The 11,993-nt window shown below is 68.2% G+C and carries 16 protein-coding genes; 4 read left to right on the top strand and 12 right to left on the bottom strand.

What is annotated here, in order from left to right:
* Positions 1 to 170: 170 nt before the first annotated feature.
* The 7 genes from ACOZ38_RS19865 to ACOZ38_RS19835 all read right to left on the bottom strand — a co-directional run bounded on the left by ACOZ38_RS19865 (position 171) and on the right by ACOZ38_RS19835 (position 3,878).
* A complete protein-coding gene (locus ACOZ38_RS19865) occupies positions 171 to 863 on the bottom strand; it encodes a Crp/Fnr family transcriptional regulator (RefSeq protein WP_424532527.1) in 693 nt (230 codons plus the stop codon).
* A 714-nt stretch (positions 864 to 1,577) separates the two neighbouring features.
* A complete protein-coding gene (locus tag ACOZ38_RS19860; protein ID WP_424532526.1) occupies positions 1,578 to 2,309 on the bottom strand; it encodes a hypothetical protein in 732 nt (243 codons plus the stop codon).
* Positions 2,297 to 2,464 carry a hypothetical protein gene (locus ACOZ38_RS19855; protein ID WP_424532525.1) on the bottom strand — a complete coding sequence of 56 codons (168 nt, stop codon included), beginning with the start codon at positions 2,462 to 2,464 and terminating at the stop codon, positions 2,297 to 2,299. Before ACOZ38_RS19855 ends, ACOZ38_RS19860 begins: the two co-directional genes overlap by 13 nt.
* Positions 2,465 to 2,560: 96 nt before the next feature.
* Complete coding sequence (locus ACOZ38_RS19850) at positions 2,561 to 2,818, bottom strand: hypothetical protein (protein ID WP_424532524.1); 258 nt, start codon at positions 2,816 to 2,818, stop codon at positions 2,561 to 2,563.
* A gap of 9 nt (positions 2,819 to 2,827) precedes the next feature.
* Positions 2,828 to 3,295 (bottom strand): hypothetical protein, encoded by a 468-nt coding sequence (locus tag ACOZ38_RS19845; RefSeq protein ID WP_424532523.1) that lies wholly within the window; start codon positions 3,293 to 3,295, stop codon positions 2,828 to 2,830.
* Between the two features lie 164 nt (positions 3,296 to 3,459).
* The gene (locus ACOZ38_RS19840) at positions 3,460 to 3,633 is read right to left on the bottom strand and encodes a hypothetical protein (protein WP_424532522.1); all 174 of its coding nucleotides are present in this window, start codon (positions 3,631 to 3,633) and stop codon (positions 3,460 to 3,462) included.
* 11 nt (positions 3,634 to 3,644) lie between these two features.
* Positions 3,645 to 3,878, bottom strand: coding sequence for a hypothetical protein (locus ACOZ38_RS19835; protein ID WP_424532520.1), 234 nt, complete (start codon positions 3,876 to 3,878; stop codon positions 3,645 to 3,647).
* Between the two features lie 314 nt (positions 3,879 to 4,192).
* On the opposite strand from ACOZ38_RS19835, the gene ACOZ38_RS19830 reads away from it, so the two are divergent.
* The 3 genes from ACOZ38_RS19830 (at position 4,193) to ACOZ38_RS19820 (ending at position 6,094) form a co-directional block, all read left to right on the top strand.
* Positions 4,193 to 4,402: a hypothetical protein gene (locus tag ACOZ38_RS19830; RefSeq protein WP_424532519.1), complete on the top strand. Its 210-nt coding sequence runs from the start codon at positions 4,193 to 4,195 to the stop codon at positions 4,400 to 4,402.
* A gap of 127 nt (positions 4,403 to 4,529) precedes the next feature.
* Positions 4,530 to 5,387, top strand: coding sequence for a hypothetical protein (locus ACOZ38_RS19825; protein WP_424532518.1), 858 nt, complete (start codon positions 4,530 to 4,532; stop codon positions 5,385 to 5,387).
* Positions 5,384 to 6,094 carry a DUF3800 domain-containing protein gene (locus ACOZ38_RS19820; protein WP_424532517.1) on the top strand — a complete coding sequence of 237 codons (711 nt, stop codon included), beginning with the start codon at positions 5,384 to 5,386 and terminating at the stop codon, positions 6,092 to 6,094. Before ACOZ38_RS19825 ends, ACOZ38_RS19820 begins: the two co-directional genes overlap by 4 nt.
* Before the next feature lie 314 nt (positions 6,095 to 6,408).
* Here ACOZ38_RS19820 and ACOZ38_RS19815 read toward each other — a convergent pair whose 3' ends face one another.
* The 5 genes from ACOZ38_RS19815 to ACOZ38_RS19795 form a co-directional block, all read right to left on the bottom strand.
* Positions 6,409 to 6,582 carry a hypothetical protein gene (locus ACOZ38_RS19815; protein WP_424532516.1) on the bottom strand — a complete coding sequence of 58 codons (174 nt, stop codon included), beginning with the start codon at positions 6,580 to 6,582 and terminating at the stop codon, positions 6,409 to 6,411.
* A 31-nt stretch (positions 6,583 to 6,613) separates the two neighbouring features.
* Positions 6,614 to 7,144 (bottom strand): hypothetical protein, encoded by a 531-nt coding sequence (locus tag ACOZ38_RS19810; protein ID WP_424532515.1) that lies wholly within the window; start codon positions 7,142 to 7,144, stop codon positions 6,614 to 6,616.
* Positions 7,145 to 7,225: 81 nt separating this feature from the next.
* Positions 7,226 to 7,765 (bottom strand): single-stranded DNA-binding protein, encoded by a 540-nt coding sequence (ssb, locus tag ACOZ38_RS19805; protein WP_424532514.1) that lies wholly within the window; start codon positions 7,763 to 7,765, stop codon positions 7,226 to 7,228.
* A 361-nt stretch (positions 7,766 to 8,126) separates the two neighbouring features.
* On the bottom strand, positions 8,127 to 10,037 hold the full coding sequence (locus tag ACOZ38_RS19800; protein WP_424532513.1) for a hypothetical protein: 1,911 nt from the start codon (positions 10,035 to 10,037) through the stop codon (positions 8,127 to 8,129).
* Positions 10,030 to 10,383, bottom strand: coding sequence for a hypothetical protein (locus ACOZ38_RS19795; protein ID WP_424532512.1), 354 nt, complete (start codon positions 10,381 to 10,383; stop codon positions 10,030 to 10,032). The genes ACOZ38_RS19800 and ACOZ38_RS19795 overlap by 8 nt, the downstream gene beginning before the upstream one ends.
* 277 nt (positions 10,384 to 10,660) lie before the next feature.
* On the opposite strand from ACOZ38_RS19795, the gene ACOZ38_RS19790 reads away from it, so the two are divergent.
* Positions 10,661 to 11,899, top strand: coding sequence for a serine hydrolase domain-containing protein (locus tag ACOZ38_RS19790; protein ID WP_424532511.1), 1,239 nt, complete (start codon positions 10,661 to 10,663; stop codon positions 11,897 to 11,899).
* Positions 11,900 to 11,993: the final 94 nt, after the last annotated feature.

Raw genomic sequence — 11,993 nt, 5'->3', positions numbered from 1 at the left:
CACATAATCAGCATTGTGTGAGAGCCGACATCGGCCCACGACACACACGAGCCGACCCTGGCACGCACAGGCGACCGGCCGCGGGTGCACTGGCGGACCCGCTCGCCCCTGGCCCCGACCGCCCGCCGGGTGAACGCCTCGCGCTCGCCCGGCGGGGTCCGCGGCGCCGGTCAGGGCAACGGGATGGGGCGCCCAGCGTCGGCGGCCTCGGCGAATGCGCGAAGCCGATCAGGAGCGGTGATGTTGACGTGCCGGGCCAGCATGGGGCGGGTCAGCTGCATGTTCCGCAGGTCGGACATGGCACGGACAACAGTCTTGCGGGAGTCGCCAATCCAGCTTCCCAAGTCCTGCTGGGAGAGGGCGGCATAGCTCGTGGGAACGCTGATGGTTCCGTCGTAATGGTGGATGGGGTCGTTTTCTGGTCGGCAGAGCTCTACGAGTAGCCCGGCTAGTCGCTGCGCGGCGGTGGGGTAGTCGCGGAGGGCGCGGAGCCGGTCGGCCTCCTCCAACCTCCACTGTTGCAGGCGATGCAGGGCAGTGGAGGCGTTGGGGGCCCGGCGCAGAAAGTCGGCGAAACTACGGGCCGGCAGGCTCATCGCGTGCAGCTCGAAGCAGGTGACGGTGACTGTCTCGGCGGGAGCCGTGCCAGTGAACGCAGCCGAAATGCCGATGGGTTCACCAGGCCCGTACAACCGCAGCAGAACCGGCCGGTCGGCCTTAATCACGGTGGCTTTGGCCCAGCCCGAACGGATGATGGTCACCCGGTTGGTGGCGGCGCCCTCAGCAACGATGACCGCGCCTGCTCTATGACGACTCGCGGTGCTACGAGTGCGCAGCGTGCTCTGTTCTTGCGGGGTGAGCATGCCCCAGAAGTTCCGAGGGTGGGGCTCTGGATGGCGATCGGGAAGCGGTACGGTCACCGTCCTCACCGCCCGTATAAGGCGAGCAACACGGCGGGCAGAGAGGCCATCAGAGTCGCGGTTGCGGTCAGGACCCGTGCCCGGGTACCGGCGGGGGTAGTGCGCACGATGTAGAGGGCCAGGCCAATAAAGGTGAGCGTGACCAGTGCGCCGACGAGAAGGGAGGGTGAGAGGTCAGAATGCATGACGCTGTTCCAAAGGTTCGTCTTCGGCTTGGGACGTGGACTTTTCGACCAGCGATCGGCCAAGTGCGGCGGCAGGATGAAACGTCCTGGAAGACCCCGCCCCGCACGGCCGACAGCCGACGATGGCCTGAACGGTATGCCTGCAGCACAAACGTGGGAAGGGGCACACCCCTGCAGACCCCCACGGAAAAGGGAGAAGCCCCGGCGCTTCCAGACGCCGAGGCCTTCTCTACCCTGGTCAGCGCCACATCCCAAGCCTTAGAACGCACGCTGCCTCACTTCTGAGTATCCCACTCGCCGACGCATCTTCTGAGCCAGATGACCCACGATGTCGCGTGCATGCACAGAGACTGAGCAAGCTGGCGGAGAACGCGCCCGAGATCCTCTACGTGGCCCGCTCGAACCGCAAGACGCCGCACAGGTTCTACGGCAACAACCACCCCGGCCCCTGAGCAGCAAGCGGCGATCAGGGCTAGCGCCAGTCGAGGGTGACGGTGCGGCGTACTCCGGCCTCGAGCATCGCCTGCGAGCGGTGCTGGCCGTTGATGTAGGAGGTCTTCCGCCAGCCGACGAAGCGGGTGATCTGGATGGCGTCGGCCAGGCCGGCCAGGCTGGCGACCGCGTCCACTTCCCACTGCGACATCCCTTCGGCTTCGGCGGCGTCGATGACGGACTGGTGGATGTCATCGACCGGGACGCCGTCACGTTCGGCGCGGCGGACCAGGCGGATCGCGGTCGCGGAGGCACGGTGCCAGTTGCCGCCGTGATACCAGCAGCAGTCACGCACGATGGTTCGCGGGGCGAGCTGGCGGGCCAGGCGCAGACGCCAGTCGATTCCGGCCGGCATGCATTCGTCCTCGCGGAACGGCTCGGGCCGGGGGAAGACGGCGACCCACATCACCCGGTAGTAGGGCCGCGGCTCGGGCTCGGGCGGCCGGGGCCGGTAGCCCTCACCGCGCTCGGGATCGACGGGCGCCCCGACGAGCTCGGCCAGCTGCAGGTCGCTCACCGGCCTCCATTTCGGGGCCTGCACCTGGAAGGGGCCAGTCTGGGTGAAGGTGACCAGGGACAGGTGATCGAGCCGCCCGCTGGGGGTGAGCTGGTGCTGGATCCAGATGGGCGGCTCGGCCGAGTCGGCGCAGTGCCGCCGCCACACCTCGCTCACGTACTGTTCGGCGGCGTTGACCAGCGTCAGGCCTTCCATGACGGTCTGGGTGGCCACGGCGACGCGCCGGGGGCGGTGAACAGCTGCAGCCGGAAGGTGGCCGGCGGCCGGCCGGGCTGGTCGACGGCGAACATGTGGTCATCGACGACCCGGGTGCGGACGGCGAGGAGCACCCGGAGAGCGGGGGAGGTCATCGGGCCATCCTGCGCCAAGCACGCTCCCGGCGGCAGCGTTCGCGCTATGCGATGTAGCGGGCTTTATGAAGTAAGGCAGGCACCGGGACGTGCCGGCTACTGCGGATGGTCGGCGGGCAGCCCGGTCTCCGGGTCGTGTCCAGTGGCGCGTCGCCAGGCGCGGAGAAACTCCGGGTCCTCATCGGGGTCGGCGTCGTGCTCGCTAGCCCATTGCCGGTACAGCTCGTTGAACACACGGTCAGAGTCGCGGCCGACCAACAGCGGCCGGGGCAACTTCTCGGCGTCGTCCGTGCCCGACGTCCTGGGGCACGGGTTGCGCGGCCGGGGCCGGGGGAACTCTTCGGGGTCGTCCATGTCGGTTGCTCACCCGCCGGCACGGGATGCGGCGGCGGCTCGGCGGCCGGGCGGCGGCTCGAAGTGAGCGGACGCCAGATCGCACCCGCGCACCCAGCGGGTGAACACCTCGCGCTCGCCCTCGCGGCGGTCCAGCGAATCGGCGGCGACGTTCACGTGCAGGGTGGTCACGTCGTCGCGGCGCCGCTGGTCGTAGCGCGTCTCTCGCGCGGCCTCGTACACGCCGTAGCCGCTGATGTCGTAGCTGGACATCCGCCCGGCACGACCGAACACCAGCGCGGGCTCCATGTGCTCGAAGAAAACCCACATCTGCGGGAGTTGGCCGCCCATGCCGACCGCGTAGCCGTGCACGACGATGTGGCTTTCGGTGTGCTGGGCGCGGGGCAGCGTCTCGGCGCGGTGGATGTGGTCGTAGTTCGGCGCCTTCTTGCGGGCGGTCCACAGCCCGCCGCACTGCGCGCAGTCCTCAGAAGTCATCCGCTCATCTTGCAGCAGCCCCGGCACCTCGAGGTCCCGGACGGTCACGACCGAGACGACGGCGAGAGGTAGGCGCCGGCGTGTTCGCGGACCTCGGCGAGCCAGTCACGGGGAGGGGCTGCGCTGGCCACCACCGCGGCGGCCGGGTAGCGCTCGCGCAGCTGCTAGTCGAGCACCCTGTGGACGTGGGAGCCGACGAACAGCACGCGGCCGACGCGGGCCCGCTGCACGCGCAGCACGCCGGGCGGGTCGTCTCCGGGCGCGCCGTCCTCAACGTGTCCCTCGCCGAGCACCTGGCCGATGACGTCGGGCAGGTGCGTGACGATCTCGGTCATCATCGACTCCAGGCTCAACGGTTGCCCAGCGCGGACTTGATGAACGCCAGCACGTTGAAGTCGTCGTCGTCCTCCTCGGCGGGTGTCTCGCTCGTGGGCTCCTGGTGGTCGCCGGCCATCTCGGCTACCGCGCGGGACTCCTCGTCGATGCCGACCAGCGCGTAGATCCGCTGCGTGGTCTCGGAACTCAACCGGGAGGCGATCCGCACCGACCAGGCGACCTCCGCGTTGTGCAGGGCCGAGGCCACGATCCGGGAGATCCGTCCAGGCGTCGGCGGTTCGATCCTCTCCTTCGCGCAGATGCTTGAGCAGTTCCTCCCGGACCCGCTCCGGCCGCCGCTCGGCGTGCGCGACGTTCTCGGCCAGCCAGCTGCGGGGCCATCGACGTCGCGGGGCGCGCGGCAAGGCCGTCATGTCCTGGCCGGTCCGCGGCCGGCTCTATGTCCTGCGCCCGCTGGGGCGGTTCCACGGGCCGCTCCATGGCGTCGCTGGCGTCCGGGACGCATGGAGTGCAGGCACGATGGGTCACCTCATGGCGGCGCCGGGCGGAGCGGCGGTGTAGATGGCCTTCACCACCGCGCGTACCCCGCTCGGCGTCGTCGGTCGTGGTGCCGAGATCGAGGCGAAACACAGTGCAAGAAAAGCGATATTTCCGGACATACCGGTAACGAAGATCGTTTCGCCAAACTGGAATCTCCCCGGCCTGGACTCGCCGTTCCCGACTATTAACCACGCGAGGTACTTGCGGCTGATCCGGATCGCGGCCTCCTGAGCTTGCACTGGTTTCTCAGTGGTTCTCGCATCGGGATTCGCATGGCTTCACATATACCCGCCCAGCCGCCAGTCAGCTAGCGATGTGGGTGTTTGTTATGAAGGCTGCAATGGTGTGTAGTGAGCACGTGAACGACATCGAACCGCAAGAGGAAGTCGCCGGTGTAAAGGACACCAGGGCGGCGATCCTGAAACGCGCTGGACGCACCGCGGCCCCACTGCGCCGCGCCTTCGTTCAGGTTCCGCGCACGCTGGTGACCGATCCCCACCAGGACCGCTCTGGTCCTCTTGCTTGGTTCGTTCACACCAAGAACCATCGAGCCCTGCAGTCCTACCTCATGATCCTCGCCGCGACGAGCAACGGTGACGGCCCGGATGGCTGGAGCACGACCCACCCGATCCGGGTCTGGGCGCGGGCGTTCGGCACCACCGAGACCGCCGCGCCGACGTCAGCCTCCAACGCCGTTTCCAAGTTGCTGCAGAAACTCGAAGAGCAGAAGCTCATCGAACGGCACCGCCGCGGCCGTTCCCGGAACATACAGGTGATCTTGAAGCGCGAGGACGGTTTGGGAGACCCCTACACCCGGCCGGACGGTAAGCACGCCGCCGATAGGTTCCTCAAGCTCCCTCACGTCTTCTGGCTGGACGGCTGGATCGACAAACTCAAGCTACCCGGCCTGGCCATGCTGCTGGTGGCCCTGTGTGAGAAGCACGGCTTCCAACTCCCCACCGAGAAGATGCCGACCTGGTACGGCTGGTCCGCCGATACCGCTGAGCGCGGCCTGGGTGAACTGGAGGATGTCGGAATCTTGGGCAAGATCCGCAACCGCCGCGTCGAACCGCTGAGCGCCTCCGGCTACGGCATCGTCAACACCTACTATCTGCAGCCACCGTTCGGCATCCCCGCGCCCCCCTTGGAGGAGGGCAAGTCGTCGAATCCCGCTCACACCCCCATGTCCGCCATCCTCGAGGAGCAGTCCTCGTGACCAGCACCCCTGATCTCACCTCCCCGGACACGATGCGGATGTTCTACATCGACGACTCCGGATCCGAATCCAGCGGCTGGATCGTGTACTCGTGGATCGAGTGCACGAGCAGCCGATGGAATGCGGGCTTGCGTGGCTGGCTGGACCTGCGTAAGCAGTTCTCTGCGCAGTTCGCCATCCCGACCTCGACCGAGATCCACTCGACGTCCTTCGCCGGCGGCCGGGGAAACCCCAGCATGGACGCTGACTGGAACCGTCACAAGCGCAACCGCGGTGAGGTTATGCGGATGGCGCTGACCCAGATCGGGAGCGCACCGGAACTACGGGTGGGCAGCCTCTACCGGCGCACCACCGAAACCCGCAAGGAATACGCCGCCCAGCGGGCCGATGTCTACGAGAAGCTGGTCGACCACGTCGACGCTCGCCTGGGCGCCGCTGGCGAGCACGGCATCATCTTCATGGACGGTGACGGTACGGACACGTCGTACGCCCGCGCCCACCGAGGCCTCAAGCTGGACCATCGCAACCTCATCGAAGATCCGCTGTTCCAGCACTCTAAGCGCAACCAGTGGATCCAGATGGCCGACATCGTGGCATGGTCCGCATTCCAGTATCTACAGCGATCACCGAGCAGGAGTTTCGCCTGGGACTGGTACCCCACCTACCTGCTGCCGCGCGATGTCAACGGCGCCCCCCTGGCGGTGTGATGCCAAAAACAAGCAGACCTGCTGATCCACATGTGTGGGGCAGGTCCGCATCAAAAACATACCCCGTCTATCCAGCCCAACACTAGAGAATGCCCAGCTCAAGACCCGTGTCCAGGGTCTCTCAATAACCCGCTGATCCTCTGGTTTTATAGCGCTGAGGTAGTTATTTTCGGGGTAGGCAACCAGCGCTTGCCGGAGTGCCGCGGCTGGTTCGAACGTCCCGGAGTCCTCCGCGCGGGCGCGTGTTGAAGCGCCTACACGCCGACGTCCCACCGCCGACGACGACTCCGGCACGACGGCGGGACGTGCTTACGTCAGCCGCCAACGTGACCTTGCCCGCGCAGGGTCGGGACCGCCCAGATCTGGTCCAGCAGGCCCGGCACCGGGGCGTGGGCCCGCGTGACGGCGCGCGCGGCATGCTGCGGCGAGGCGGGCGGCTCGCCCTCGTCGGCGGCCGGGGCCAGGGGAGTGCGGATATCCCAGCCCATGCCGTACACGGCCAGGGCTGGCAGAGACCCGCTACGCCGAAGGTGCGAGGGTCCGGCCGGGCAGCAGGCCCAGGGGCTGCAACTGGCTACGGACGCGAGCCACGCGCTCTGGCGGGAACTCATCCAGCGAGATCCAGCGCCCGATGTTCGGGTCCGGCGAGGGGATGAGCCACACCGGAACCCCGGCGAGCACGCCGCGCAGGCACATGTCGGAGGTGCCGCCGGAGCGGGGATCCAGCGCCTCATGGAAGGCGACGATCAGCCACGGATGCTGGGCGAGCATCCGGGTGTTGCGTTCCGGTCCGGCGGCACGCCAGCCGTTCGGGCGGGTACGGCGTTCAGCCTCCCAGTCGATGGGGAAGCAGCGGTGCCGGTCTTCGCCCAGCCCGTGGGCAAGACACCAGGTGTGCCCGGCCATGTCGGCGCCCCTGGCCCGCCCTTCGATGAAGACGGTGCGGTCGCCATGCCGCCGGCGCAGACGGTCGCATACCTGGTGCACGGTGGCCGGCCACCGCCAGAGACGACTACCGCAGAGCAACATCCGCGGCTCGGTAGGCAGCATGGAACCTCCAAGTTCGCTGATCCAGCTGGACATGGAAAGGACCTCGGGCCGCGCTGCGCGCGGCCAGAGGTCAGCAGAGGACTAGAACGGGGGCGTGCCCGCGCCGACACCCACCGGCTGGGGGGCGTGTGTGGGCTGGGGCACCCAGTAACCACCGGCGGGCGCGGCCGGAGCGGGCGCGGCCGGGGCGGCCAGGGCGGGGGCCGGCGGCTGCGGGGTGGCCGTCTGCCACTCCTGAGGAGCGCGGGTGTTCCTGGTCCGCTTGGTCACCTGGGCGGTGGCGTTGCGCAGCGACGCGCCGACCTCCTCGGCCTCGATCTCGTAGAGCGTGACGTTCTGGCCGTCCTTGCCCTCGAAACTGCGCTGCACCAGCCGGCCGACCACGATGACCCGCATTCCCTTGGTCAAGGTCTCCTGGGCGTACTCGGCGGCCTCCCGCCAAACATTGCAGGTGAGGAACAGCTTGTTGCCGTCCTTGTACTGGCCCGCCTCCTTGTCGAAGACGCGGGAGCTGGAGCCGACGCGGAACCGCGCGACGGCCACCCCGGAGGGGGTGAACCGCAGTTCGGGGTCATCGACCAGGTGCCCGACGAAGGTGATGCTGGTGTCTCCGTACGACATCGGATAGTCCTTTCACTTCATCGGGGGGTGCTGCCTGGGTGGCGGCGGGGGTTCCCGTCCCGAACGACTGCAGACAGCGGCGTCGGCGAGTTCGGGTGGCAAGCCGGGCCGGCCGCCCGTCAAGATGTTTTGCGCCCTGCGTCGCCGGGGTTGGATATGCAGGCGCAGGGCGCAAAAGATCTTGTAAGGGCGGGGTTTCCGGCCCGGCTTGCCACCCGTTCGCCGGTGCCGCATAGTGCAGGGAGTCGGGACGGGAACCCTCTCGCCATCCAGGTGGCACCCGGTTCTCACCGCCCTTACAAACGCTGGTGGCCCCGCCCGTACGGGCGGGGCCACCAGCGTTTGTGCTGCCGTGCTCGCGTTATCTGGTGCGCGGGTTTCGAGCCTGGTGTCTTGGCGGTTGGGCAGTGTCGGCGCGCTGCGACGATGTCGGGCGGGGCGGCCCCTCGGTGGTTGCTGATCGCAGCTGAGCCGCCCGTGTCCGGCTGTTCATCTTCATTGCTTCGGCACGCTTCTCTCCTGCGCGCTCGGCGAGTTGCTCGTCCCCTTCCCTGGTCTGCCGAAGCGGCTTTTCCGGCTTCAGCTCCTCTTCGCTCGTCATGTGGCGATTGGTTCCTTGCAGGTTGGCCTGCCAGGCAGCCGAGCGCATACGACTGCGATCGGCGACTGTCTGGGCTGCGTTGGGGTCGGGGTGAGGCAGCACTGCGGCGATGTGGATGATCGGCCGGGAATCGGGGATCCGCCGGCCCGCGACCAGGCGGTAGGTCTGTGGCTGCACCGTACGGAAGATGATCTGGTGAGTGGGCTGCTGCGGGTTCTCTCCGACGTAGCGGGGGCGAAACCCTCGGAAGTCGACATCGCGGGGGGTCGGCGCCGGGCGTGCGGCCTGGGTCGGGCGTGCGGCCGGGGCTGCGCGCCTGTCGGTGTCTCGTGGGCCGTTGACGGTCAGGTCGGCCAGGTTCCGGGCTACGGCGGTTTTGACGTTGGCGGGAAGGGTCTGCAGGTCGTTTTGGACGTCACGGGAGAGTCGCAGATCATAGGCGCGCTCGCTGGGCAGCCATCGGGCGAGCGCGCTTTCGAATGCCTCCGCCGAGCTCCTGGAGGAGGCTGCTGGGCGGGCCGGTGCAGCAGCGGCCTGGCCATCGCGGACGGCGGCCACCCGGCTCGCCACCGGTACGACGTCGGCGCCTTCGACGGTCTTCCCGCTGATCGTCGTGGCCACCGAGTAGCGCAGGCTTCTCTGGCCCTGCTGGTGGGGAGCGGCCTGGGTGCGGGTCTTGAGCGCCTGGACCCGTTCGGCGACCGCCGCGTCGTCGACCTGGTCGGGCCCTTGGACGGTCAGGATCTGCATGGCGCGGTGCCTGGTCGGAGATCGGTCAGCGTTCAAGACCCGGTACACCACGCGTCCCTCGGGGCGGTGCAGCCGCTTCGCCGCGGTGTCGGCCAGGGCGCTGTCCAGGTGTTCGGTCAGCGCCACCAGCTGGATCGCCGGCCGCCCCTGCCCCCAGGGGGAGACGACGTGCCGGTAGACCAGGGCTTGGTTGTCACCCAACCGGCAGGCCCGCAGGTCGTCCAGCTTCGTCCCCGCCACCTCGAACTCCGTATCACCCACCGCGGGACCGTTGGTGGCCAGCTCCTGGATGGCCGTCAGCGCGGACCGTTTGAGCTCGGCGGTCGGCAACGCCCGCAGTTCGGCCTCGACTCCGATGAGCGGCACGATGTCGTTACGCGCCTCCAGCGGCATCGACAGGCGCAGCCGCCGGGCGAATGCCGCACGGTCCAGGTCAGCGGCTCCTCGCGACCGGACGGCGAACGACGCTTCCAGCCAGCTTCCACCGATCTTGTCGGGGTCACCGATGAGCATGCCGCGCGCGCCGGGCAGGTCGTACACCACGCTGTGGATACGCCACATCGCCTGCTGCCGGTCCGCGTCGGGCAGGGCGTTGAGATCATCTAAGCTGCCTGGTTCCCAAACCAGGTCGTTGCGGGGAAGCGGCGGTGGCGACGGCGGGGGACGCACGTCCCGCACGGCCGAGACGGGGTTTTGCAGGGGGCCGAAGTCTCGGGCGTTCTCATCGTAGGTGGCCGGGTCGGGCCGGTTGTAGACGTTGGGTGCCCCGTCGGCCCAGGCTCGTTCTGGATTGTCGGTGCTGTCCCAGGCGCCGGCCGCACGGCCGCTGTCGGTGTCCGGAGCACCTGCGGCCAGGCGGCGGGCCTCGGCGGAGAGTTGTTCTCGGGTGGGTGGGACATAGGTGTCGGCGTCTTCAGCCACGGCTCACCCCGATCGTGCCGTCCGCGTCGAGCTCAAGGCCCAGAGAGTCGGCGAGGTCCTGCGATGATGGCTCCGGTTCGCCGGTGACGGAGTCATCCAGCGCGCGCTGCAGGATTTGGAGGAGTTCGGCAGAAACGACGAAAGCTTCCGTATCGCCGGCACCGGTAATACAGACCGGGCGGGCGAAGATGCCGTCGGAGGCGACAATGGCGACCGCTTCGGCGAGGTCGCCGGAGGTGGGCAACGGCTGTTCGGCAGAGATCATGTGCCAGTTATAACGCGCTTTCCCGCTGGGCGGCAGGTGGTATTGAAAAGCCTGCAAATAGGGCGTCAGTCGACGGGTCAAGGTATCGAGCCCAGGGTCCACCTGCGCCGACGTCCCCGCTAGGGGCTGCCGGTTCCGGTCGATGGCCCCCGGGGACAACACCCCCGGCAGCAAGGAGAAGACCGACTACTCGATCAACGGGTCTTGCCAGTCTGGAGGCCCATCTTCCCGGAACGTGTATCGCGGACGTATCGAAAAATGCATACGCCGCCGCAACAGCCTGGCGTCTTCAGTGGAGGAACGAACCGCGGCGCATCACTGTCAGCGCCAGATTTTCGACCGAGAAAGGACCGTGAGTATGGACTTGGAGTCGGTACGTGTTATCGGCCGGCGGCGGCTGGTCAAATGGGGCGGGTTGGCGGCCGCCGGCGCGGTGGCCGCCGTGCCGCTGGTGAGCGCCGGGATCAGCGACGCCGGCACCACCCCCGCCGCGCCTGGCAAGATTCCGCCGGACACCCTGCCCGGCGGTGCCTACGACCGGTACGTGGCGCAGCTGGCCGCCGCGGGCAAGTTCTCCGGTGTGGTGCTGCTGTCGCACCGGGGCCGGACGGTGCTGTCACGCAGCTACGGCATGGCCGACAAGGAGAGGGGAATCCGCAACCACGAGGGCATCGCGTTCACCCTCAGCTCGGCGGGCAAGCCGTTCAACGCTATAGCCATCCTGCAACTGGCGCAGCAGGGCAAGCTTCAGCTGACGGACACGGTCGGCAAACACCTGAAGGGCTTCGCCCACGACATCGCCGAGAAGGTGACCATCCACCACATGCTCTCCGGCACCTCCGGGATGAGCACCCCCGAAGAGGACATCCGACGGGTCTTCCAGAGCCGGAAAGAAGTCCACGAGTACCAGGAGCGGTGGGCCCGGCAGTCGAAGCTGGTGGGCACCCCCGGCCTTCCCAACGCATTTCACGCCGGCGCCGAGACCGCCATTCCCGCCCTGATCGTGGAGGCCGTGAGCGGCAAGACGTACTGGGACTACGTCGAGGAGAACATCTTCCGGCGCTGCGGCATGACCGGCTCGGCGTTCTACACCAGGCCGCAGTGGCTCACCGACAAGCACATCGCGCACCCGTACATGACAATGGCCGACGCCAGCCAGGTCGACGCCGTCCGCAACCTCGACAAGGGCAGCCCGTACGAGTACATCCTCGGCAGGAACCCCGGCCGTGCCTTCATCGACGCCATCGGGGACGGCGGCTTCGCCACCGCGCCGGACCTGGTCCGCTTCGCGAACGCGCTGCGCGACGGCACGCTGCTGGACCGGCCCTGGGCCGACGTACTCACCGCAGCCAAGATCCCCCTCGGCCCGGCGGGGTTCGGCACGTACGGGCCTGAGGCCTCCATCGTCGGCGGCCAGTGGGCGGTCCAGCGCGCCGGTGGCAACCCCGGTGTCTGCGCCAACTGGAGCATCTACCCGAACACCGACTGGGTCGGCGTCATCCTCGCCAACTGCGACGACGTGCCGTTGGTGGAGATGATCGGACGGGAGACGCACGCCATCACCGGAGTCTCGCCCGGCGACGGGGGTGGTGGCTGAACCGGTCCGGCGGCAGACACGAAGAGAAGGAATCTCCTGAGCCCGGCGTGCCGGGCACGTGCCCAGGCCGTCTTCTACCGCCAGCGTGTCTGCC

The organism is Sphaerisporangium viridialbum (assembly GCF_049674955.1).
Lineage (GTDB): Bacteria > Actinomycetota > Actinomycetes > Streptosporangiales > Streptosporangiaceae > Sphaerisporangium > Sphaerisporangium viridialbum.
Note: the sequence above shows the minus strand (reverse complement) of the source record. Positions and strands in the feature narration are given on the sequence as shown.